The organism is Escherichia sp. B1147 (assembly GCF_001660175.1).
GTDB lineage: Bacteria > Pseudomonadota > Gammaproteobacteria > Enterobacterales > Enterobacteriaceae > Escherichia > Escherichia whittamii.
Window position 1 is genome coordinate 15094 of the sequence record NZ_LFHY01000011.1, and the last position, 23230, is coordinate 38323.

Annotated in this window: 18 protein-coding genes and 1 pseudogene; 13 read left to right on the top strand and 6 right to left on the bottom strand. The window is 49.5% G+C overall.

The annotated features are described in order from the left end of the window. The first annotated feature begins 9 nt into the window (after positions 1 to 9). From serS to dmsC, 4 genes are all read left to right on the top strand, one after another. On the top strand, positions 10 to 1302 hold the full coding sequence (gene serS, locus A9180_RS09570) for a serine--tRNA ligase (RefSeq protein WP_064528306.1): 1293 nt from the start codon (positions 10 to 12) through the stop codon (positions 1300 to 1302). A 237-nt stretch (positions 1303 to 1539) separates the two neighbouring features. Continuing rightward, a complete protein-coding gene (dmsA, locus tag A9180_RS09575) occupies positions 1540 to 3984 on the top strand; it encodes a dimethylsulfoxide reductase subunit A (protein WP_064528309.1) in 2445 nt (814 codons plus the stop codon). Between the two features lie 10 nt (positions 3985 to 3994). After that, positions 3995 to 4612, top strand: coding sequence for a dimethylsulfoxide reductase iron-sulfur subunit DmsB (gene dmsB, locus A9180_RS09580; protein WP_000213094.1), 618 nt, complete (start codon positions 3995 to 3997; stop codon positions 4610 to 4612). Position 4613: 1 nt separating this feature from the next. Beyond that, positions 4614 to 5477 carry a dimethyl sulfoxide reductase anchor subunit DmsC gene (gene dmsC / locus A9180_RS09585; protein ID WP_064528313.1) on the top strand — a complete coding sequence of 288 codons (864 nt, stop codon included), beginning with the start codon at positions 4614 to 4616 and terminating at the stop codon, positions 5475 to 5477. 35 nt (positions 5478 to 5512) lie between these two features. Here dmsC and ycaC read toward each other — a convergent pair whose 3' ends face one another. Then, the gene (gene ycaC, locus A9180_RS09590) at positions 5513 to 6139 is read right to left on the bottom strand and encodes an isochorismate family cysteine hydrolase YcaC (protein WP_012133028.1); all 627 of its coding nucleotides are present in this window, start codon (positions 6137 to 6139) and stop codon (positions 5513 to 5515) included. Positions 6140 to 6453: 314 nt separating this feature from the next. On the opposite strand from ycaC, the gene A9180_RS09595 reads away from it, so the two are divergent. Then, a complete protein-coding gene (locus A9180_RS09595) occupies positions 6454 to 7602 on the top strand; it encodes an MFS transporter (protein ID WP_064528316.1) in 1149 nt (382 codons plus the stop codon). A gap of 208 nt (positions 7603 to 7810) precedes the next feature. After that, the gene (locus A9180_RS09600) at positions 7811 to 9241 is read left to right on the top strand and encodes an APC family permease (RefSeq protein WP_064528318.1); all 1431 of its coding nucleotides are present in this window, start codon (positions 7811 to 7813) and stop codon (positions 9239 to 9241) included. Positions 9242 to 9289: 48 nt separating this feature from the next. Here the strand turns inward: A9180_RS09600 and A9180_RS22860 are convergent. The 5 genes and pseudogenes from A9180_RS22860 to ycaO form a co-directional block, all read right to left on the bottom strand. Further along, positions 9290 to 9352, bottom strand: a pseudogene (locus tag A9180_RS22860) (LysR family transcriptional regulator); the annotation flags it as partial. Positions 9353 to 9451: 99 nt separating this feature from the next. Then, positions 9452 to 10192 carry a pyruvate formate lyase 1-activating protein gene (pflA, locus tag A9180_RS09605; RefSeq protein WP_000111043.1) on the bottom strand — a complete coding sequence of 247 codons (741 nt, stop codon included), beginning with the start codon at positions 10190 to 10192 and terminating at the stop codon, positions 9452 to 9454. 191 nt (positions 10193 to 10383) lie between these two features. Further along, positions 10384 to 12666 (bottom strand): formate C-acetyltransferase, encoded by a 2283-nt coding sequence (gene pflB, locus A9180_RS09610; protein WP_001292820.1) that lies wholly within the window; start codon positions 12664 to 12666, stop codon positions 10384 to 10386. Positions 12667 to 12720: 54 nt separating this feature from the next. Then, positions 12721 to 13578: a formate transporter FocA gene (gene focA / locus A9180_RS24230; RefSeq protein WP_000642546.1), complete on the bottom strand. Its 858-nt coding sequence runs from the start codon at positions 13576 to 13578 to the stop codon at positions 12721 to 12723. Positions 13579 to 13983: 405 nt separating this feature from the next. Further along, positions 13984 to 15744 (bottom strand): 30S ribosomal protein S12 methylthiotransferase accessory factor YcaO, encoded by a 1761-nt coding sequence (gene ycaO / locus A9180_RS09620; RefSeq protein ID WP_064528320.1) that lies wholly within the window; start codon positions 15742 to 15744, stop codon positions 13984 to 13986. A 129-nt stretch (positions 15745 to 15873) separates the two neighbouring features. Between ycaO and A9180_RS09625 the strand changes: the two genes are divergently transcribed. From A9180_RS09625 to ihfB, 7 genes are all read left to right on the top strand, one after another. Then, positions 15874 to 16566, top strand: a complete 693-nt coding sequence (locus A9180_RS09625; RefSeq protein ID WP_064528321.1) for a DUF421 domain-containing protein — start codon at positions 15874 to 15876, stop codon at positions 16564 to 16566. Positions 16567 to 16764: 198 nt separating this feature from the next. Further along, positions 16765 to 17853 carry a 3-phosphoserine/phosphohydroxythreonine transaminase gene (gene serC, locus A9180_RS09630; protein ID WP_064528324.1) on the top strand — a complete coding sequence of 363 codons (1089 nt, stop codon included), beginning with the start codon at positions 16765 to 16767 and terminating at the stop codon, positions 17851 to 17853. A 70-nt stretch (positions 17854 to 17923) separates the two neighbouring features. Continuing rightward, positions 17924 to 19207, top strand: coding sequence for a 3-phosphoshikimate 1-carboxyvinyltransferase (aroA, locus tag A9180_RS09635; RefSeq protein ID WP_064528326.1), 1284 nt, complete (start codon positions 17924 to 17926; stop codon positions 19205 to 19207). 168 nt (positions 19208 to 19375) lie between these two features. Continuing rightward, the gene (gene ycaL / locus A9180_RS09640) at positions 19376 to 20140 is read left to right on the top strand and encodes a metallopeptidase YcaL (RefSeq protein ID WP_001471311.1); all 765 of its coding nucleotides are present in this window, start codon (positions 19376 to 19378) and stop codon (positions 20138 to 20140) included. 172 nt (positions 20141 to 20312) lie between these two features. Then, a complete protein-coding gene (cmk, locus tag A9180_RS09645; RefSeq protein WP_000125014.1) occupies positions 20313 to 20996 on the top strand; it encodes a (d)CMP kinase in 684 nt (227 codons plus the stop codon). Positions 20997 to 21106: 110 nt separating this feature from the next. Next, a complete protein-coding gene (gene rpsA, locus A9180_RS09650) occupies positions 21107 to 22780 on the top strand; it encodes a 30S ribosomal protein S1 (protein WP_000140327.1) in 1674 nt (557 codons plus the stop codon). Positions 22781 to 22939: 159 nt separating this feature from the next. Continuing rightward, entirely contained in the window at positions 22940 to 23224 is a 285-nt protein-coding gene (ihfB, locus tag A9180_RS09655; protein WP_000167336.1) for an integration host factor subunit beta, read from the top strand. Positions 23225 to 23230 lie beyond the last annotated feature (6 nt).

The following is a 23230-nucleotide window of genomic DNA, read 5'->3' on the forward strand; positions in this document are numbered from 1 at the left end:
AGGATAAGCATGCTCGATCCCAATCTGCTGCGTAATGAGCCAGACGCAGTCGCTGAAAAACTGGCACGCCGGGGCTTTAAGCTGGATGTAGATAAGCTGGGCGCTCTTGAAGAGCGTCGTAAAGTATTGCAGGTCAAAACGGAAAACCTGCAAGCAGAGCGTAACTCTCGATCGAAATCCATTGGCCAGGCGAAAGCGCGCGGGGAAGATATCGAGCCTTTACGTCTGGAAGTGAACAAACTGGGCGAAGAGCTGGATGCAGCAAAAGCCGAGCTGGATGCTTTACAGGCTGAAATTCGCGATATCGCGCTGACAATCCCTAACCTGCCTGCAGATGAAGTGCCGGTTGGTAAAGATGAAAATGACAACGTTGAAGTCAGTCGCTGGGGTACCCCGCGTGAATTTGACTTCGAAGTTCGTGACCACGTGACGCTGGGTGAAATGCACTCTGGCCTCGACTTTGCGGCAGCGGTTAAGCTGACAGGTTCGCGCTTTGTGGTGATGAAAGGGCAGATCGCTCGCATGCACCGCGCACTGTCGCAGTTTATGCTGGACCTGCACACCGAGCAGCACGGCTATAGCGAAAACTATGTCCCGTACTTGGTTAACCAGGATACGCTGTACGGAACTGGTCAGCTGCCGAAGTTTGCAGGCGATCTGTTCCATACTCGTCCGCTGGAAGAAGAAGCTGATACCAGTAACTACGCGCTGATCCCAACTGCAGAAGTTCCGCTGACCAACCTGGTACGCGGTGAAATCATCGATGAAGATGATCTGCCGATCAAAATGACCGCTCATACCCCATGCTTCCGTTCTGAGGCTGGTTCTTATGGTCGTGATACCCGTGGTCTGATTCGTATGCACCAGTTCGACAAAGTTGAAATGGTTCAGATCGTGCGTCCGGAAGATTCAATGGCGGCGCTTGAAGAGATGACTAGTCATGCGGAAAAAGTCCTGCAACTGCTGGGCCTGCCGTACCGTAAAATCATCCTTTGCACCGGCGACATGGGCTTTGGCGCTTGCAAAACTTACGACCTGGAAGTATGGATCCCGGCACAGAACACCTACCGCGAGATCTCTTCTTGCTCCAACGTCTGGGATTTCCAGGCGCGCCGTATGCAGGCACGTTGCCGCAGTAAGTCTGACAAGAAAACCCGTCTGGTGCATACCCTGAACGGTTCTGGTCTGGCTGTTGGTCGTACGCTGGTTGCGGTAATGGAAAACTATCAGCAAGCTGATGGTCGTATTGAAGTACCAGAAGTTCTGCGCCCGTATATGAACGGTCTGGAATATATTGGCTAACATCCAATTTTTTTGAGTCAATAAAGCGCCTTCGGGCGCTTTTTTTGTCTCCCTTTGATACCAAACAATAATTACAGCTGACTTAAGCGCAATACTACTTTCGAGTGAAAATCTTCGTATCTTGTTGATTTTCAAATTATTCGATGTATACAAACCTATATAGCGAAAGCTATAGAAATAATCACACAATACGGTTTGTTACTGGAATCAATCGTGAGCAAGCTTGAGTGAGCCATTATGAAAACGAAAATTCCTGATGCGGTATTGGCTGCTGAGGTGAGTCGCCGTGGTTTGGTAAAAACGACAGCGATTGGCGGCCTGGCGGTGGCAAGCAGCGCGTTAACATTACCCTTTAGCCGGATTGTGCACGCTGCTAATAGTGTTGCTCCGGAAAATTCAGACGAAAAGGTGATATGGAGCGCCTGTACAGTTAACTGTGGCAGCCGCTGTCCGCTGCGAATGCATGTAGTGGACGGTGAAATCAAATATGTCGAAACGGATAATACCGGGGATGACAATTACGACGGACTGCACCAGGTGCGCGCGTGCCTGCGTGGGCGTTCTATGCGTCGCCGCGTTTACAATCCCGACCGCCTGAAATATCCGATGAAACGAGTCGGTGCTCGTGGCGAAGGCAAATTCGAGCGTATTAGCTGGGAAGAAGCCTACGATATCATCGCCACCAATATGCAGCGCCTGATTAAAGAGTACGGTAACGAATCCATCTATCTGAACTATGGTACCGGTACGCTGGGCGGCACTATGACCCGTTCCTGGCCGCCGGGAAATACTCTGGTAGCGCGTTTGATGAACTGCTGCGGCGGTTATCTGAACCATTATGGTGACTACTCCTCCGCGCAAATAGCCGAAGGTCTGAACTATACCTATGGCGGCTGGGCCGATGGCAACAGTCCGTCAGATATCGAAAACAGTAAACTGGTGGTGCTGTTTGGTAACAACCCTGGCGAGACGCGTATGAGCGGCGGTGGGGTGACCTATTACCTGGAGCAGGCGCGGCAAAAATCAAATGCTCGTATGATCATTATCGATCCGCGCTATACCGACACGGGCGCTGGACGCGAAGATGAATGGATCCCGATTCGTCCGGGAACAGATGCTGCTCTGGTTAACGGTCTGGCGTATGTCATGATCACCGAAAACCTGGTTGATCAGGAATTCCTCGACAAATATTGTGTCGGCTACGACGAAAAAACGTTGCCTGCCAGCGCGCCGAAAAATGGTCACTACAAAGCGTATATTCTGGGTGACGGGCCTGACGGTGTTGCCAAAACACCGGAATGGGCCTCGCAAATTACCGGTATCCCGGCAGATAAAATCATCAAACTTGCTCGTGAAATCGGTAGCACCAAACCGGCATTTATCAGTCAGGGGTGGGGACCACAGCGCCATGCCAACGGCGAAATCGCCACGCGTGCCATTTCGATGCTGGCAATCCTCACCGGGAACGTCGGTATTAACGGTGGTAACAGCGGTGCGCGAGAAGGTTCATACAGCTTACCGTTTGTGCGGATGCCTACCCTGGAAAACCCGATTCAGACCAGCATTTCCATGTTTATGTGGACCGATGCCATTGAACGTGGCCCGGAAATGACGGCGCTGCGTGACGGTGTGCGCGGTAAAGATAAGCTGGATGTTCCTATCAAGATGATCTGGAACTATGCCGGTAACTGTCTGATTAACCAGCATTCGGAAATCAACCGTACCCACGAAATCCTCCAGGATGATAAGAAGTGTGAATTGATTGTGGTTATCGACTGCCACATGACCTCATCGGCGAAATATGCTGACATCCTGCTGCCGGACTGCACAGCCTCCGAACAGATGGACTTTGCGCTGGATGCTTCCTGCGGAAATATGTCTTACGTCATTTTCAATGACCAGGTCATTAAACCGCGCTTTGAATGTAAGACTATCTACGAGATGACCAGCGAACTGGCAAAACGTCTTGGCGTCGAGCAACAGTTTACTGAAGGTCGTACCCAGGAAGAGTGGATGCGTCACCTGTATGCCCAGTCGCGCGAAGCGATTCCGGAACTGCCAACCTTTGAAGAGTTCCGCAAACAGGGGATCTTTAAAAAGCGCGATCCGCAAGGGCATCATGTTGCTTACAAAGCCTTCCGTGAAGATCCGCAGGCTAATCCATTAACCACGCCATCGGGCAAAATTGAGATCTATTCACAGGCGTTGGCTGACATTGCCGCCACCTGGGAATTGCCGGAAGGCGATGTGATCGATCCGCTGCCGATCTATACACCGGGCTTTGAAAGTTATCAGGATCCTCTGAATAAACAGTATCCGCTGCAGCTTACGGGTTTCCATTACAAATCCCGCGTTCACTCCACCTACGGCAACGTAGACGTGCTGAAAGCGGCTTGCCGTCAGGAAATGTGGATCAACCCACTCGATGCACAAAAACGTGGTATCAGCAACGGCGATAAGGTGCGGATCTTTAACGATCGTGGTGAAGTCCATATTGAGGCGAAAGTGACGCCACGAATGATGCCGGGCGTGGTTGCATTGGGCGAAGGTGCCTGGTATGACCCGGATGCGAAACGCGTCGATAAGGGCGGTTGTATTAACGTACTGACCACTCAACGTCCGTCTCCTCTTGCCAAGGGGAATCCATCACATACGAACCTTGTTCAGGTTGAAAAGGTGTAAGGAGTAACCGATGACAACCCAGTATGGATTTTTTATTGATTCCAGCCGTTGCACCGGTTGCAAAACCTGCGAGCTGGCCTGTAAAGACTACAAAGATCTGACGCCGGAAGTTAGTTTCCGCCGCATTTATGAATATGCTGGTGGAGACTGGCAGGAAGATAACGGCGTCTGGCATCAGAACGTATTTGCCTACTATTTGTCGATTTCATGCAACCACTGCGAAGATCCGGCTTGTACAAAAGTCTGCCCAAGCGGCGCGATGCATAAACGTGAAGATGGTTTTGTCGTTGTCGATGAAGATGTGTGCATTGGCTGTCGTTACTGCCATATGGCCTGCCCGTATGGCGCACCGCAGTACAACGCAACCAAAGGTCATATGACTAAATGTGATGGTTGCTATGACCGCGTCGCGGAAGGTAAAAAACCGATCTGCGTCGAATCTTGCCCGCTACGGGCGCTGGATTTCGGCCCTATCGACGAGCTGCGTAAAAAACACGGCGATCTGGCGGCTGTTGCGCCGTTGCCGCGTGCGCACTTCACCAAACCGAATATTGTGATCAAACCTAACGCCAATAGCCGCCCAACAGGGGATACCACTGGCTATCTGGCAAACCCGAAGGAGGTGTGAGATGGGAAGTGGATGGCATGAATGGCCGCTGATGATCTTCACGGTCTTCGGGCAATGTGTGGCGGGCGGTTTTATCGTTCTGGCTTTGGCGCTGCTCAAAGGTAACCTGCGAGCAGAAGCCCAGCAGCGCGTTATCGTCTGCATGTTTGGCTTATGGGTTCTGATGGGCATTGGGTTTATCGCCTCTATGCTCCATCTTGGCTCACCAATGCGCGCCTTCAACTCACTTAACCGGGTGGGGGCTTCAGCTCTGAGTAACGAAATCGCCAGCGGTTCGATCTTTTTTGCCGTAGGCGGAATCGGTTGGTTGTTGGCGATGCTGAAAAAATTGTCACCGGCGTTACGCACGCTTTGGCTGGTGGTGACAATGGTTCTCGGCGTGGTCTTTGTCTGGATGATGGTGCGTGTCTATAACAGCATCGATACTGTACCGACCTGGTACAACATCTGGACGCCGATGGGCTTCTTCCTGACCATGTTTATGGGCGGCCCGTTACTGGGCTATCTGTTACTAAGTCTGGCTGGCGTCGATGGATGGGCGATGCGTTTGCTGCCTGCAATTTCCGTGTTGGCACTGGTGGTGAGTGGCGTGATGTCAGTAATGCAGGGTGCGGAGCTGGCGACCATTCATAGTTCAGTGCAACAGGCTGCCGCACTGGTGCCTGACTACGGTGCGCTGATGTCCTGGCGGATTGTACTTTTGGCCGTGGCACTGTGCTTGTGGATTGCACCGCAGGTGAAAGGCTTTCAGCCTGCGGTGCCTCTGCTTTCCGTATCATTCATCCTGCTTCTCGCAGGGGAATTAATCGGCCGCGGGGTATTCTACGGTTTGCATATGACCGTTGGCATGGCCGTTGCCAGTTAAGGTGTAATAACCGGGGTTTCGGCCCCGGTTATCTCTTATTTCTGTTTCGTTAACGTGTCATAACTGGTCATCAAATTACGATAATCAGGAATGTGGTTAGAGAACAACGTCGCCAGTCCTTCAATATCGTTACGCCAGTCGCGGTGCAGTTCACAAGCCACGCCGAACCATGTCATCAATTGAGCGCCAGCTTGTGACATACGATCCCATGCTGAATGCCGGGTAATCTCATTAAAGGTTCCAGAAGCGTCGGTTACCACAAAGACATCAAACCCTTCTTCAATAGCCGAAAGCGCCGGGAATGCTACGCAAACCTCGGTTACCACCCCTGCAATAATCAGTTGTTTTTTACCTGTCGCTTTAACTGCTTTGACAAAATCTTCGTTATCCCAGGCGTTAATATTTCCGGGACGCGCAATATACGGTGCATCCGGAAACTGTGCTTTTAGCTCAGGGACTAATGGGCCGTTAGGACCAGTTTCAAAACTGGTGGTGAGAATGGTGGGGAGATTGAAATATTTTGCTAAGTCACCCAGCGCCAGCACGTTATTTTTAAATTTGTCAGGGTCAATATCCCGCACAAGGGAAAGTAAACCGGCCTGATGATCAACTAACAAAACAGCAGCATCATTTTTATCGAGACGAACATACGGTTTGGTCATTCTCTTCTCCTTTCGAGAGTCAGTGGTACGCCTGAAATCGTTCAGACGCGATGCGTTGCCCTGAAAGCATAGACGGGAAATTCAGGTTTGCTGTGACCATGAAATTTTTCGACTGAACTAACCATATGAACTTTATGTTAGATCAATAAAAACAATTAGATGAGACTGATTATCTTTTCGTTATTAGTGTTATGAATGAGTAATATAAATCGATAATAGTGCCGCTACGTTATGTACGTATTTTCACCCATTGACAATGTTTTTGGCGGTGGCATGATGCGCATGAAATTTGAACTTCCTCACGGTTTTCATTCATGTCCACGTATACCCGGCCTGTCATGCTTTTGCTGTCTGGCCTACTTTTGTTGACTCTGGCGATCGCGGTGTTAAATACACTCGTGCCGCTATGGCTCGCCCAGGTACACTTGCCCACATGGCAGGTTGGCGTCGTCAGTTCGTCTTATTTTACCGGCAACCTGGTCGGTACTTTACTGACAGGGTATGTCATTAAACGCTTTGGGTTTAATCGCAGCTATTACCTTGCTTCCTTCATTTTTGCTGCGGGCTGTGCCGGGCTTGCTTTGATGATTGGTTTCTGGAGTTGGCTTGCCTGGCGTTTCGTTGCAGGCGTTGGCTGCGCCATGATTTGGGTCGTGGTGGAAAGCGCGCTGATGTGCAGTGGGACGTCCCGTAACCGTGGGCGGCTGCTTGCTGCGTATATGATGGTTTATTACGTGGGGACGTTTTTAGGCCAGTTACTGGTCAGCAAAGTGTCGACTGAGCTGATGACCGTGTTACCGTGGGCAACGGGTCTGATACTGGCAGGTATCTTACCGTTGTTGTTTACTCGCATCTTGAATCAGCAAACGGAAAACCATCCGGCTACGCCGATTACATCAATGCTTAAACTCCGCCAGGCACGGCTTGGGGTCAATGGTTGTATTATCTCCGGGATTGTCCTTGGCTCTCTATATGGTCTGATGCCATTGTATCTTCACCATCAGGGGATCAATAACGCCAGTATCGGTTTCTGGATGGCTGTACTGGTCAGCGCAGGAATCCTTGGGCAGTGGCCTATTGGGCGTCTGGCGGATAAATTTGGGCGCCTACTGGTACTGCGCGTTCAGGTTTTTGTTGTCATTCTTGGTAGTATTGCAATGTTAAGCCAGGCTGCGATGGCGCCTTCATTGTTTATTCTCGGTGCTGCGGGCTTTACGCTGTATCCAGTAGCGATGGCCTGGGCTTGTGAGAAGGTTGAACATCATCAACTGGTGGCGATGAATCAGGCCTTACTGTTGAGTTATACAGTCGGTAGTCTGCTTGGTCCGTCTTTTACCGCCATACTAATGCAGAATTTTTCCGATAAATTATTATTTATTATGATTGCCAGTGTGTCATTTATCTACTTGTTGATGCTGCTGCGTAACGCCGGTCATACCCCCAAACCTGTCGCTCATGTGTAAATGAATTAGTGCAGAGTGTGAACATGCTGTATCACACTCTGTTTTTTTGTTTCCTCTATACAACTTGTTTTTACCAAATTTCATTTATGGAAAAATAAATTGTGCAGCAGGCTGTAATTTTGCATTCCGCTATTTTCGTACTTCTTGTTAGCCGCGCATAATCCCTCGTTTTACAGATATCTATTAAAAAATGGCGAAGGATCGATTTATGGCTGGGAACGTTCAGGAAAAACAGTTGCGCTGGTACAACATTGCACTGATGTCTTTTATTACCGTCTGGGGCTTTGGCAACGTTGTTAATAACTATGCCAACCAGGGGTTGGTCGTTGTTTTTTCATGGCTGTTTATATTTGCTCTCTATTTTACACCATATGCGTTGATTGTCGGTCAGTTGGGGTCGACCTTTAAAGATGGGAAAGGTGGAGTCAGTACCTGGATTAAACATACAATGGGCCCCGGTCTGGCTTATCTTGCCGCGTGGACCTATTGGGTGGTGCATATACCCTATCTGGCACAAAAACCACAGGCCATTCTGATTGCGCTCGGTTGGGCGATGAAAGGCGACGGTTCGTTAATCAAAGAATATTCAGTCGTAGCGTTACAGGGGTTAACGCTGGTGCTGTTTGTCTTCTTTATGTGGGTCGCTTCACGTGGTATGAAATCGCTGAAAATCGTCGGTTCTGTGGCAGGGATTGCGATGTTTATCATGTCGCTTCTGTATGTAGCGATGGCAGTAACCGCACCTGCGATTACTGAAGTGCATATTGCGACCACGAACATTACCTGGGAAACGTTCATTCCCCATATCGATTTTACCTACATTACCACTATTTCAATGCTGGTTTTCGCGGTTGGCGGTGCAGAGAAGATTTCTCCCTATGTTAATCAGACGCGCAACCCAGGAAAAGAATTTCCAAAAGGGATGCTATGCCTGGCGGTGATGGTTGCAGTTTGTGCCATTCTGGGCTCACTAGCGATGGGGATGATGTTTGACTCGCGTAATATCCCTGATGACTTAATGACTAACGGTCAGTATTACGCTTTTCAGAAGCTTGGCGAGTATTACAACATGGGTAATACCCTAATGGTGATTTACGCCATTGCAAATACCCTGGGACAAGCCGCCGCCCTGGTGTTCTCCATCGATGCTCCTCTGAAAGTGTTATTAGGTGATGCGGATAGTAAATATATTCCAGCCAGATTGTGCCGTACCAATGATTCAGGTACACCGGTTAATGGTTATCTACTGACACTGGCGCTGGTGGCGATTTTGATTATGCTGCCAACACTGGGTATTGGTGACATGAATAATCTCTACAAATGGCTGCTCAATCTGAACTCAGTAGTGATGCCACTGCGTTATTTGTGGGTGTTCGTGGCGTTTATTGCAGTAGTTCGCCTGGCGCAGAAATATAAACCGGAATATGTCTTTATTCGTAATAAGTCTCTGGCGATGACTGTCGGTATTTGGTGTTTTGCCTTTACTGCTTTTGCCTGTTTGACGGGGATCTTCCCGAAAATGGAAGCCTTCACTGCAGAGTGGACCTTCCAGCTAGCGCTGAATATCGCCACGCCATTTGTGCTGGTGGGGTTGGGGTTGATATTTCCGCTGTTGGCACGTAAAGCGAATACGTACTAATTATTGTGGTTAGCTCTGCAGACTCGTACAGAGCTGACCTGTTTTCACTTAATCGAGAAAAGCACGCAAGCCACAGGACATATACTGGCGGTTTGGGTAATAGATCTGGAAGCTGTGCTGTAAGGGCGCTAGAAATAACGCCCCGAATTATTTATGCGGCGCGGAATAACAAAGCGGCAACTCAATAAAGTTGCCGCTTTACGGGGGAAATTAGAACATTACCTTATGACCATACTGCTCAAGAATTCCTTTCACGCGCTCCATCGTCTCTTTCTTCGGCGGTTTTACACCATCGAGTTTGTACTCTTCACCCATCGCTACCCATTTGTGTTTGCCCAGCTCGTGGTAGGGGAGAAGCTCGATCTTCTCGACATTGCCCATATCGCGGGTAAATTCACCCAGACGATGAGCAGAATCATCATCGTCAGACCAGCCTGGCACAACGACATAACGGATCCAGACCTTAACATTTTTGTTCGCCAGATATTTAGCGAACTCCAGCGTACGATGGTTGGAAACGCCGACCAGATTCTGGTGGATCTCGTCGTTCATCTGTTTGAGATCGAGCATTACCAGATCGGTCACTTCCAGCAGTTCATCAATCACAGGATCGTAACGACGAACAAAACCGTTGGTATCGAGACAAGTATGAATGCCTTCTTTTTTGCAGGCGCGGAACCAGTCACGAACGAACTCGGCTTGCAGGATAGCCTCGCCGCCCGATGCGGTAACGCCGCCGCCGGAAGCGTTCATAAAGTGGCGATAGGTCACCACCTCTTTCATTAAATCTTCAACGGTAACTTCTTTACCGCCATGCGTGTCCCAGGTGTCGCGGTTATGGCAATACAGGCAGCGCATCAGGCAGCCCTGGAAAAAGGTGATAAAGCGAATACCCGGGCCGTCTACGGTTCCACAGGATTCAAAGGAGTGAATGCGACCAATAACTGACATTGCGGTGTTTCTCCAGATGTGGCCCATCTGAGGCCGTGTTGGTGCGCAGCTCGAAGGCTACGTCGAGTCTGTTTTGGCAGTTACCTTAAAGTATAGATAGCTGACAAAAAAGGCTCTCTTGCTAAAAAAGGCCCCACTTTCGTGGAGCCTTTATTGTACGCTTTTTACTGTACGATTTCAGTCAAATCTAATTACATAGATTGAGTGAAGGTACGAGTAATAACGTCCTGCTGCTGTTCTTTAGTCAGCGAGTTGAAACGTACTGCGTAGCCAGATACACGGATGGTCAGCTGCGGATATTTTTCCGGGTTTTCCATCGCGTCGAGCAGCATTTCACGGTTCATCACGTTCACGTTCAGGTGCTGACCACCTTCGATGGACGCTTCGTGGTGGAAGTAACCATCCATCAGACCAGCCAGGTTGGTCTTACGAACTTCGTCGTCTTTACCCAGTGCGTTCGGAACGATAGAGAAGGTGTAAGAGATACCATCTTTAGCGTAGGCGAACGGCAGTTTAGCAACAGAAGTCAGAGAAGCTACAGCACCTTTCTGGTCACGGCCGTGCATCGGGTTAGCACCCGGTCCGAACGGCGCGCCAGCACGACGACCGTCTGGGGTGTTACCGGTTTTCTTACCATACACAACGTTAGAAGTGATGGTCAGAACAGACTGAGTCGGGATAGCGTCACGGTAGGTGTGCAGTTTCTGAATTTTCTTCATGAAACGTTCTACCAGGTCAACAGCCAGGTCATCTACACGCGGATCGTTGTTACCAAACTGCGGGTATTCGCCTTCGATTTCGAAGTCGATAGCCAGACCGTCTTCGTCACGAATCGGTTTAACTTTCGCATATTTGATTGCAGACAGGGAGTCAGCAGCAACGGACAGACCAGCGATACCACACGCCATGGTGCGGATAACGTCACGGTCGTGCAGCGCCATCAGAGAGGCTTCGTAGCTGTACTTGTCGTGCATGTAGTGGATGATGTTCAGTGCAGTGATGTACTGTTTAGCCAGCCAGTCCATGAAGTGATCCATGCGCTCCATCACTTCATCGTAGTTCAGGAGGTCGCCTTTGATCGGTTCAGACTTCGGACCAACCTGCATTTTCAGTTTTTCATCAACACCGCCGTTGATTGCGTACAGCATGGTTTTCGCCAGGTTTGCACGCGCACCGAAGAACTGCATTTGTTTACCAACGATCATCGGGCTTACGCAGCAAGCGATAGCGTAGTCATCGTTGTTGAAGTCCGGACGCATCAGGTCATCGTTCTCATACTGCAGAGAAGAGGTGTCGATGGACACTTTAGCGGCGAATTTCTTGAAGTTCAGCGGCAGTTTTTCAGACCACAGAATGGTCATGTTCGGTTCCGGAGACGGACCCATGGTGTACAGGGTGTTCAGGAAACGGAAGCTGTTTTTGGTAACCAGCGTACGACCGTCGAGGCCCATACCACCGATAGATTCGGTTGCCCAGATCGGGTCGCCAGAGAACAGTTCATCGTACTCCGGAGTACGCAGGAAGCGAACCATACGCAGTTTCATGACCAGGTGGTCAACCATTTCCTGCGCTTCTTGTTCGGTGATCTTGCCAGCTTTCAGGTCACGTTCGATGTATACGTCCAGGAAGGTGGAGGTACGACCGAAGGACATTGCAGCACCGTTCTGAGACTTAACAGCAGCCAGGTAGCCGAAGTAAGTCCACTGGATAGCTTCCTGAGCGTTGGTAGCCGGACCAGAGATGTCGTAGCCGTATTTAGCAGCCATTTCTTTCATCTGACCCAGAGCGCGGTGCTGTTCAGCGATTTCTTCGCGCAGACGAATAGTCTGTTCCAGGTTTACGCCGTTTTCCAGGTCAGCCTGCAGAGAGGTGAACTGTGCCAGCTTGTCTTTCATCAGGTAGTCGATACCGTACAGCGCAACGCGACGGTAGTCACCGATGATACGACCACGGCCATACGCATCTGGCAGACCGGTCAGAACACCAGATTTACGGCAACGCAGGATGTCCGGAGTGTAAACGTCGAACACGCCCTGGTTGTGAGTTTTACGGTATTCAGTGAAGATTTTTTTGATCATCGGATCCAGTTCGCGGTTGTACGCTTTGCAGGAACCTTCGATCATTTTGATACCACCGAACGGGATAAGAGCACGTTTCAGCGGAGCTTCAGTCTGCAGACCAACGATTTTCTCAAGCTGCTTGTTGATGTAGCCAGCGTCGTGAGAGGTGATGGTGGAAGCAACAGCGGTGTCAAAGTCAACTGGCGCGTGAGTGCGGTTTTCCAGTTTAACGCCTTCCATTACTTTGTCCCACAGGGTAGTGGTCGCTTCAGTAGCGCCAGCCAGGAAGGACTCGTCACCCTCGTACGGAGTGTAGTTTTTCTGAATGAAGTCACGGACGTTTACTTCATTCTGCCAGTCACCTTTGGTAAAACCTTCCCAGGCTGTGGCTAACTTTTCATTAAGCTCGGACATGTAACACCTACCTTCTTAAGTGGATTTTTTATTTACTGCGTACTTCGACAACCATTAATGGTGGTCGTTTTCACGCAGGTAAATGACCCAGTATGTCAACCCAACCAACAAACCTCCGCCGATAATGTTGCCGATCGTAACCGGAATCAGGTTATCAGTGATGAAGTTCATCACGGTCAGGTGAGAAAAATTTTCCGGTGCTGAACCGACTGCGGTCCAGAATTCCGGAGATGCGAAGTCGCGGATTACAATACCCATAGGGATCATAAACATGTTTGCGATACTGTGCTCAAAACCGCTGGCAACAAACATCGCGACCGGCAGCACCATGATAAACGCTTTGTCCATCAGGCTGCGGCCAGAATAACTCATCCATACTGCCAGGCATACCATCAGGTTTGCCAGGATACCGAGGCAGACGGCCTCAATAAAAGTATGGTGTACTTTGTGGTCGGCGGTTTGTAGGACGTTCAGCCCCCATTGACCATTCGCGGTCATATACTCGCCAGAAAGCCACATCAACAGCACAAATAACAGTGCGCCGACCAGGTTGCCAAAATAGACATTTAGCCAGTTTTTCGCCAACTGACCCCAGGTGATACGCCCGCTCGCCTTGGCAACAACGATCAGTACAGTGGAAGTGAAGAGATCGGCACCGCAGACAACACAAAGAATCAGCCCCAGAGAGAAGCAAATGCCGCCAACCAGTTTCGCCATGCCAAAGGGCATTGTGCCTGTGCCGGTGGTTGCTGTGATATAGAAGACGAATGCGATTGAGATGAAAACACCGGCAGTAATCGCCAGATAGAAAGTCTTAAGCGGATGTTTCGTTGCTTTATAGACACCTGCCTCTTCGGCCACTTTGGCCATCGCTGCAGGAAGTAAAAGATCAAAAGGGTTGTCAGCTTTCACACTAACTCTCTCTTTATTAAGTCGGCGACGAGATACTAACAAAGCATTATAGATGAGAAATTGATATAGATCATATCTCGCCTGGCTTATAGGCCCGCAACTCGCATGGTTTTTATGCAAATACGGAGTAAATATTTGATTATCCAAATAAAAATAAATTTTAAAAATTAACAAATGAGTTGAATTTTTTCCGCATCCTCCGCTAAAACAGTTAATTAAAAGGGAGCACCAGACAAATAAAGTAACAATATCGATCGTATTTATTAAATACAAATTACCGATATTTAACTTTATAATTACAAATATTTTATTAATGCAAATATATGTAAAGCGGGGCATTAAAAAAACGCCCCGTAATATAACTCAGACGAATCATTAAGCCTACATTGCGTAGGCTATTTGATTTTATTTTGCCCAGAATGCCGCTTTGGCGCGCTGCAGCTTTTCGTAGGCCTTCAACAGCGACTGATGCGCGGCAAACGCGTGTAGATCGCTGTCCACGGGTTGCAAGCCATAAAACGCCGCTTCGCCGCTCATTGCCGCACTGGCAGCCTCAACCGCATCTGCACCGTACATACGAATAAATGCATTCAGATATTGCAGCGGTTGACGATCTTCTTCCTGAGCAAGCAGCAATAAAGTTTGCAGGCAGCGATAATAGTTGGCGCGTTCAGGGCTGAACACCGATGAGTTAAATTCCATCGTCCATTCGGTCCAGACCAGAGCCTGTTCCATATCGCCGCCAGCAAGCGCCAGCATGGCTTTCAGTTCACCGATACGCAGAGTGTACCAGCCGTTATCCGGTCCGGTCGCCAGACCCAACAGTTCACGCACGCGGGTAAAGTCGTCAAAACCTTCTTCATCCAGTTGCTCGATGAGGTTCAGATAATCTTCTTTTTCCCACTCACTGCCTGGCAGCGAAAGGATCGTTTCACGTAAATGGCTGCCCATACTGTTATTTGCCAGCCATAAATCTTCAGCTGGATAAATGTCGGACATGCCTGGCACGATAATGCGGCAAGCGTAGACACCCAGATGCTCGTAATCGGCAATATAAACTTCTTTATCTTCCTTTTTGAAGATAGCCATCAGCGTGGCAAACTCTTCTTCAGTGGTGCCGGAGAAGCTCCAGTCCACAAACGGATAATCGGCATCCTGCTTGAACAGGTCCCAGGAGATCAAACCGCTGGAATCAATAAAGTGCGTTTCGAGGTTAGTATGTTCAGCGACTTCTTCATCATCAAAGGTTGGCGGAGTAAATACATCCAGGTCCTTCAGACCACGCCCCTGAAGTAGTTCGGTTACGGTACGTTCCAGCGCAACGCCAAAATCGGGATGCGCGCCGAAAGAGGCAAAACAGGTGCCGTTAGCTGGATTGAACAGTACCACGCAGATAACCGGATACTGACCGCCAAGCGAACCGTCATAAGCGAAGATCGGGAAACCTTCCGCTTCCAGTGTTTCGATCGCTTCAACAACTGCCGGATAACGCGCCAGCACGTCTGCCGGGATCTCTGGCAGGCTGATGCTTTCAGCAATAATGCGGTTTTTCACGTAGCGTTCGAAAACTTCAGACAATCCCTGAACACGCGCTTCGTTGCGGGTATTACCTGCGGACATACCGTTGGAGACGTACAGGTTACCAATGATATTCATCGGAATATAAACGGTCTGATTGTCGGACTGGCGAGTAAAAGGCAGGCCGCAAATTCCGCGATCTTCATTACCTGATTGCAGATCAATTAGCATGCTGCCGGTCAGTTCATTTTCCGGATCGTAAAACGCGCGCAGACGGTCATCGAGCAGGCCTTCAGGCACGTCGTCATTTTCGGTCAGCGGGAACCATTTTTCGTTGGGATAATGCACGAACGGACCGTTGGCGATGGTTTCGCCCAGCCAGAAGTCAGCAAAAAAGTAGTTGGTAGAGAGACGCTCGAAATATTCACCGAGTGCAGAAGCCAGCGCTGCTTTTTTTGTTGCGCCTTTACCGTTGGTAAAACACAGGGCGCACTCTTTGTCGCGAATATTTACCGACCAGACGTTAGGTACTGGGTTCAGCCATGAGGCCTCTTCAATCTGAAAACCGAGGTCGGAGAGTTTTTGCTGGAAGCGAGCGATGGAGTCTTCCAGAGCGGCATCTTTGCCGGGGATAAATGTTTGCGTCATGAAAATCACTTTAGTCGTACGGAAAGCGCGCAATAATACGGGTTTTATCTCAAAGGCGCTATCACCGCCGCCACGCCGATGAACTGTTAGCTATGCTTTTAGCGGATAAACTACGATAAGAGTATAAAAATGAAGGCGTTCGATCTCCACCGTATGGCATTCGATAAAGTGCCTTTTGATTTCCTTGGCGAAGTTGCCCTACGCAGTCTCTATACCTTTGTGTTGGTCTTTTTGTTCCTCAAAATGACAGGGAGACGCGGTGTGCGACAAATGTCACTATTTGAGGTATTAATCATTCTGACGCTGGGGTCGGCGGCAGGGGATGTGGCGTTTTATGACGATGTGCCGATGGTCCCGGTGCTTATCGTATTTATTACCCTGGCGTTGTTATACCGCCTGGTGATGTGGTTGATGGCGCACAGTGAAAAACTGGTAGATTTGCTGGAAGGTAAACCTGTTGTCATTATTGAAGATGGCGAGTTGGCCTGGTCGAAACTCAATAACTCCAACATGACGGAATTTGAGTTCTTTATGGAACTACGGTTGCGTGGCGTGGAACAACTGGGGCAGGTACGTTTGGCTATTCTCGAAACCAATGGCCAAATCAGCGTCTATTTCTTTGAAAATGACAAGGTGAAGCCGGGCTTACTGATTTTACCCAGTGATTGTACTCAGCGTTATAAAGTGGTGCCGGAGCCGGCGGACTATGCCTGCATTCGTTGCAGTGAAATCATTCATATGAACGCAGGAGAAAAACAATTATGTCCGCGCTGTGCAAATCCAGAATGGACTAAGGCAAGTCGGGCAAAACGGGTGACCTGACAGCGAAAACATCGGTTTTTTGCTAATAATCCGAGAGATTCTTTTGTGTGATGTAAGCCACATTTTTGCCCTCAACGGTTTTACTCATTGCGATGCGAGTCACTGAATGATAAAACCGATAGCCACAGGAATAATGTATTACCTGTGGTCGCAATCGATTGACCGCGGGTTAATAGCAACGCAACGTGGTGAGGGGAAATGGCTCAAATCTTCAATTTTAGTTCTGGTCCGGCAATGCTACCGGCAGAGGTGCTTAAACAGGCTCAACAGGAACTTCGCGACTGGAACGGTCTTGGTACGTCGGTGATGGAAGTGAGCCACCGTGGCAAAGAGTTCATTCAGGTTGCAGAGGAAGCCGAGAAGGATTTGCGCGATCTTCTTAACGTCCCCTCCAACTACAAAGTATTGTTCTGCCACGGCGGCGGTCGCGGCCAATTTGCGGCTGTACCGCTAAATATTCTCGGTGATAAAACCACCGCAGATTATGTTGATGCGGGTTACTGGGCAGCAAGCGCTATCAAAGAAGCGAAAAAATACTGCACACCAAATGTGTTTGATGCGAAAGTGACCGTTGATGGTCTTCGCGCTGTTAAGCCAATGAGTGAATGGCAACTCTCTGATAATGCTGCTTATATGCATTACTGCCCGAATGAAACCATCGATGGTATCGCTATCGATGAAACACCAGACTTCGGTAAAGAAGTGGTGGTCGCTGCCGACTTCTCTTCAACGATTCTTTCCCGTCCAATTGATGTCAGCCGTTATGGTGTGATTTACGCTGGCGCTCAGAAAAATATCGGCCCGGCAGGCTTGACGATTGTTATTGTTCGCGAAGACTTGCTGGGTAAAGCGAATATCGCCTGCCCATCGATTCTGGATTACTCCATCCTCAACGATAACGACTCCATGTTTAACACACCGCCAACGTTTGCCTGGTACTTATCTGGCTTGGTCTTCAAATGGCTGAAAGCGAACGGCGGTGTGGCTGCAATGGACAACATCAATCAGCAAAAAGCAGAACTGCTGTATGGGGTGATTGATAACAGTGATTTCTACCGGAATGATGTAGCGAAAGCTAACCGTTCGCGGATGAACGTACCGTTCCAGTTGGCCGACAGCGCGCTTGATAAATTGTTCCTTGAAGAGTCTTTTGCTGCGGGCTTACATGCGCTGAAAGGTCACCGTGTGGTCGGCGGAATGCGCGCTTCTATTTATAACGCCATGCCGCTGGAAGGCGTTAAAGCACTGACAGACTTCATGGTTGAGTTCGAACGTCGTCACGGCTAATGCCGACATTTTGCGTAATCCCCACAGCCAGACTGTGGGGTTTTTATTTCTGTTGTAGAGAGTTGAGTTCATGGAATCCCTGACGTTACAACCCATCGCCCGTGTCGATGGCACTATTAATCTGCCCGGTTCCAAGAGCGTTTCTAACCGCGCTTTATTGCTGGCGGCATTAGCGCACGGCAAAACAGTATTAACCAATCTGCTGGATAGCGATGACGTGCGCCACATGCTGAATGCACTGCAGGCGTTAGGGGTGAGCTATACGCTTTCAGCCGATCGTACGCGTTGCGAAATCATTGGTAACGGCGGCCCATTACACGTAGAAAGCGCGCTGGAGTTGTTTCTTGGTAACGCCGGAACGGCAATGCGTCCGCTGGCGGCGGCACTTTGTCTGGGAAGCAATGATATTGTCCTGACTGGTGAGCCGCGTATGAAAGAGCGGCCAATTGGTCATCTGGTAGATGCACTTTGCCAGGGGGGGGCAAAAATCACTTACCTGGAACAAGAGAATTATCCGCCGCTGCGTTTACAGGGCGGTTTTACTGGCGGCAATGTTGAAGTTGATGGCTCCGTTTCCAGTCAGTTCCTCACCGCGCTATTGATGACTGCGCCGCTGGCGCCGGAAGATACAGTTATTCGTATTAAAGGCGACCTGGTTTCTAAACCTTATATCGATATCACACTCAACCTGATGAAAACGTTTGGTGTTGAGATTGAAAATCAGGGCTATCAACAATTTGTGGTGAAAGGCGGCCAATCTTATCAATCACCGGGCAGCTATTTAGTGGAAGGAGACGCTTCCTCCGCTTCTTACTTTTTGGCAGCAGGTGCGATCAAAGGCGGCACGGTAAAAGTGACTGGCATTGGCCGTAACAGTATGCAGGGCGATATTCGCTTCGCTGATGTACTGGAAAAAATGGGGGCGACTATTAGCTGGGGCGATGATTATATTGCCTGCACGCGTGGCGAACTGAACGCCATCGATATGGATATGAACCATATTCCCGATGCAGCGATGACCATTGCTACGACCGCGCTTTTTGCGAAAGGAACCACCACGCTGCGCAATATTTATAACTGGCGCGTAAAAGAAACGGATCGTCTGTTCGCGATGGCGACAGAGTTGCGTAAAGTCGGTGCGGAGGTAGAAGAAGGACATGATTTTATTCGTATCACACCGCCGGAAAAATTGAAATTCGCCGAGATTGCGACTTATAACGATCACCGGATGGCGATGTGTTTCTCACTGGTGGCGTTGTCAGATACACCGGTGACGATACTTGATCCAAAATGTACGGCTAAAACCTTCCCGGATTACTTCGAGCAACTGGCGCAGATTAGCCAACCAGCCTGAATGAACATCGGGCGGTAAATAGACAAACCTTTCTTTATCAAAACGCCGACACAATGTCGGCGTTTTTTTTCGGACCTTGTGAGTCACTTTTATAGATGGTAGCGTTGGATGTCAATGTAACTTGTTGATATATAATATTTATATATGATTAATCAACGGATGATTCACATGAAGAATACTAAATTACTGCTGGCAATTGCGACCTCTGCAGCATTACTGACAGGGTGTCAAAATACGCACGGTATCGATACCAATATGGCTATCAGCTCCGGTTTAAATGCCTATAAAGCCGCAACGTTAAGCGATGCTGATGCAAAAGCCATTGCAAATCAGGGCTGTGCCGAAATGGACAGCGGCAATCAAGTAGCAAGCAAATCCAGTAAGTATGGTAAACGTCTGGCGAAAATCGCCAAAGCATTGGGTAACAACATTAACGGTACGCCGGTCAACTATAAGGTTTATATGACCAGCGACGTCAACGCATGGGCGATGGCCAACGGCTGTGTTCGTGTCTACAGTGGTCTGATGGACATGATGAACGACAACGAAATTGAAGGCGTTCTGGGCCATGAACTGGGTCACGTCGCGCTGGGTCACTCGTTGGCTGAAATGAAAGCCTCTTATGCGATCGTTGCCGCACGCGATGCAATCTCCGCCACCAGCGGTGTTGCTTCCCAGCTTTCTCGTTCGCAACTGGGTGATATCGCAGAAGGCGCTATCAATGCTAAGTACTCCCGCGATAAAGAGTCCGAAGCTGATGATTTCTCCTTTGATCTGCTGAAGAAACGTGGCATCAGCACTCAGGGACTGGTAGGTAGCTTTGAAAAACTGGCCAGCCTGGATGGCGGTCGTACCCAGTCAATGTTTGATTCCCACCCACCATCAACAGAGCGCGCTCAACACATTCGTGAGCGTATCGCCTCCGGTAAGTAAATCATTGTCATCTTTCGGGCTGGTCCCTCGCCAGCCCGCTATAATTGCGCAATAAATCCCCATCTGAATACAGACAAAACGAGTTTTTGCACACAACGTTAACGATTTGTGGCCCTGAAGCGTATAATGCGCGCGGTTATGTTAACAGTACGCCTGTTTTAAGGAGATAAAGATGACGGCAATTGCCCCGGTTATTACCATTGATGGCCCAAGCGGTGCAGGGAAGGGCACCTTGTGTAAGGCTATGGCGGAAGCGTTGCAATGGCATCTGCTGGACTCGGGTGCAATTTATCGCGTACTGGCACTGGCTGCATTACATCACCATGTTGATGTGGCCTCGGAAGATGCGCTGGTGCCGCTGGCATCTCATCTGGATGTACGTTTTGTTTCGACCAATGGCAATCTGGAAGTGATACTCGAAGGGGAAGATGTCAGCGGCGAAATTCGAACCCAGGAAGTGGCAAATGCCGCTTCACAAGTCGCCGCATTTCCTCGAGTTCGAGAAGCATTATTGCGTCGCCAACGTGCGTTTCGCGAATTGCCAGGTCTGATTGCCGATGGCCGCGATATGGGGACAGTGGTATTCCCTGATGCGCCAGTAAAAATTTTCCTTGACGCCTCCTCGGAAGAACGTGCGCATCGCCGCATGCTACAGTTGCAGGAGAAGGGCTTTAGTGTTAACTTTGAACGCCTTTTGGCCGAGATCAAAGAACGCGACGACCGCGATCGTAATCGCGCGGTAGCGCCCCTGGTTCCGGCAGCCGATGCTTTAGTGTTGGACTCCACCACCTTAAGCATTGAGCAAGTGATTGAAAAAGCGTTACACTACGCGCGCCAAAAATTGGCTCTCGCATAAGCGACCGAATTTGCAGTACCCCCGTTGCAATGGAATGACAGCGGGTATGTTAAACAACCCCATCCGGCACGGAGCCAGGTGGACGTTAAATATAAACCTGAAGATTAAACATGACTGAATCTTTTGCTCAACTCTTTGAAGAGTCCTTAAAAGAAATCGAAACCCGCCCGGGTTCTATCGTTCGTGGCGTTGTTGTTGCTATCGACAAAGACGTAGTACTGGTTGACGCTGGTCTGAAATCTGAGTCTGCCATCCCGGCTGAGCAGTTCAAAAACGCCCAGGGCGAGCTGGAAATCCAGGTAGGTGACGAAGTTGACGTTGCTCTGGACGCAGTAGAAGACGGCTTCGGTGAAACTCTGCTGTCCCGTGAGAAAGCTAAACGTCACGAAGCCTGGATCACGCTGGAAAAAGCTTACGAAGATGCTGAAACTGTTACCGGTGTTATCAACGGCAAAGTTAAGGGCGGCTTCACTGTTGAGCTGAACGGTATTCGCGCGTTCCTGCCAGGTTCTCTGGTAGACGTTCGTCCGGTGCGTGACACTCTGCACCTGGAAGGCAAAGAGCTTGAATTCAAAGTAATCAAGCTGGATCAGAAGCGCAACAACGTTGTTGTTTCTCGTCGTGCCGTTATCGAATCCGAAAACAGCGCAGAGCGCGATCAGCTGCTGGAAAACCTGCAGGAAGGCATGGAAGTTAAAGGTATCGTTAAGAACCTCACTGACTACGGTGCATTCGTTGATCTGGGCGGCGTTGACGGCCTGCTGCACATCACTGACATGGCCTGGAAACGCGTTAAGCATCCGAGCGAAATCGTCAACGTGGGCGACGAAATCACTGTTAAAGTGCTGAAGTTTGACCGCGAACGTACCCGTGTATCCCTGGGCCTGAAACAGCTGGGCGAAGATCCGTGGGTAGCTATCGCTAAACGTTATCCGGAAGGAACCAAACTGACTGGTCGCGTGACCAACCTGACCGACTACGGCTGCTTCGTTGAAATCGAAGAAGGCGTTGAAGGCCTGGTACACGTTTCCGAAATGGATTGGACCAACAAAAACATCCATCCGTCCAAAGTTGTTAACGTTGGCGATGTAGTGGAAGTTATGGTTCTGGATATTGACGAAGAACGTCGTCGTATCTCCCTGGGTCTGAAACAGTGCAAAGCTAACCCGTGGCAGCAGTTCGCGGAAACCCACAACAAGGGCGACCGTGTTGAAGGTAAAATCAAGTCTATCACTGACTTCGGTATCTTCATCGGCCTGGACGGCGGCATCGACGGCCTGGTTCACCTGTCTGACATCTCCTGGAACGTTGCAGGCGAAGAAGCAGTTCGTGAATACAAAAAAGGCGACGAAATCGCTGCAGTTGTTCTGCAGGTTGACGCAGAACGTGAACGTATCTCCCTGGGCGTTAAACAGCTCGCAGAAGATCCGTTCAACAACTGGGTTGCTCTGAACAAGAAAGGCGCTATCGTAACCGGTAAAGTAACTGCAGTTGACGCTAAAGGCGCAACCGTAGAACTGGCTGACGGCGTTGAAGGTTACCTGCGTGCTTCTGAAGCATCCCGTGACCGCGTTGAAGACGCTACCCTGGTTCTGAGCGTTGGCGACGAAGTTGAAGCTAAATTCACCGGCGTTGATCGTAAAAACCGCGCAATCAGCCTGTCTGTTCGTGCGAAAGACGAAGCTGACGAGAAAGATGCAATCGCAACTGTTAACAAACAGGAAGATGCAAACTTCTCCAACAACGCAATGGCTGAAGCTTTCAAAGCAGCTAAAGGCGAGTAATTCTCTGACTCTTCGGGATTTTTATTCCGAAGTTTGCTGAGTTTACTTGACAGATTGCAGGTTTCGTCCTGTAATCAAGCACTAAGGGCGGCTACGGCCGCCCTTAATCAATGCAGCAACAGCAGCCGTTAAATTTGCCTTTAAGGAACCGGAGGAATCATGACCAAGTCAGAATTGATAGAAAGACTTGCCACCCAGCAATCGCACATTCCCGCCAAGACGGTTGAAGATGCAGTAAAAGAGATGCTGGAGCATATGGCCTCGACTCTTGCGCAGGGCGAGCGTATTGAAATCCGCGGTTTCGGCAGTTTCTCTTTACACTACCGCGCACCGCGTACCGGACGTAATCCGAAGACTGGCGATAAAGTAGAGCTGGAAGGAAAATACGTTCCTCACTTTAAACCAGGTAAAGAATTGCGCGATCGTGCCAATATTTACGGTTGAGTTTTA

What these genes read in the sequence shown, in the direction of transcription:
- serS (WP_064528306.1), top strand. Translation starts at nt 10, where the DNA reads ATGCTCGATCCCAATCTGCTGCGTAATGAGCCAGACGCAGTCGCTGAA.
- dmsA (WP_064528309.1), top strand. Translation starts at nt 1,540, where the DNA reads ATGAAAACGAAAATTCCTGATGCGGTATTGGCTGCTGAGGTGAGTCGC.
- dmsB (WP_000213094.1), top strand. Translation starts at nt 3,995, where the DNA reads ATGACAACCCAGTATGGATTTTTTATTGATTCCAGCCGTTGCACCGGT.
- dmsC (WP_064528313.1), top strand. Translation starts at nt 4,614, where the DNA reads ATGGGAAGTGGATGGCATGAATGGCCGCTGATGATCTTCACGGTCTTC.
- ycaC (WP_012133028.1), bottom strand. Translation starts at nt 6,139, where the DNA reads ATGACCAAACCGTATGTTCGTCTCGATAAAAATGATGCTGCTGTTTTG.
- A9180_RS09595 (WP_064528316.1), top strand. Translation starts at nt 6,454, where the DNA reads ATGTCCACGTATACCCGGCCTGTCATGCTTTTGCTGTCTGGCCTACTT.
- A9180_RS09600 (WP_064528318.1), top strand. Translation starts at nt 7,811, where the DNA reads ATGGCTGGGAACGTTCAGGAAAAACAGTTGCGCTGGTACAACATTGCA.
- pflA (WP_000111043.1), bottom strand. Translation starts at nt 10,192, where the DNA reads ATGTCAGTTATTGGTCGCATTCACTCCTTTGAATCCTGTGGAACCGTA.
- pflB (WP_001292820.1), bottom strand. Translation starts at nt 12,666, where the DNA reads ATGTCCGAGCTTAATGAAAAGTTAGCCACAGCCTGGGAAGGTTTTACC.
- ycaO (WP_064528320.1), bottom strand. Translation starts at nt 15,744, where the DNA reads ATGACGCAAACATTTATCCCCGGCAAAGATGCCGCTCTGGAAGACTCC.
- A9180_RS09625 (WP_064528321.1), top strand. Translation starts at nt 15,874, where the DNA reads ATGAAGGCGTTCGATCTCCACCGTATGGCATTCGATAAAGTGCCTTTT.
- serC (WP_064528324.1), top strand. Translation starts at nt 16,765, where the DNA reads ATGGCTCAAATCTTCAATTTTAGTTCTGGTCCGGCAATGCTACCGGCA.
- aroA (WP_064528326.1), top strand. Translation starts at nt 17,924, where the DNA reads ATGGAATCCCTGACGTTACAACCCATCGCCCGTGTCGATGGCACTATT.
- ycaL (WP_001471311.1), top strand. Translation starts at nt 19,376, where the DNA reads ATGAAGAATACTAAATTACTGCTGGCAATTGCGACCTCTGCAGCATTA.
- cmk (WP_000125014.1), top strand. Translation starts at nt 20,313, where the DNA reads ATGACGGCAATTGCCCCGGTTATTACCATTGATGGCCCAAGCGGTGCA.
- rpsA (WP_000140327.1), top strand. Translation starts at nt 21,107, where the DNA reads ATGACTGAATCTTTTGCTCAACTCTTTGAAGAGTCCTTAAAAGAAATC.
- ihfB (WP_000167336.1), top strand. Translation starts at nt 22,940, where the DNA reads ATGACCAAGTCAGAATTGATAGAAAGACTTGCCACCCAGCAATCGCAC.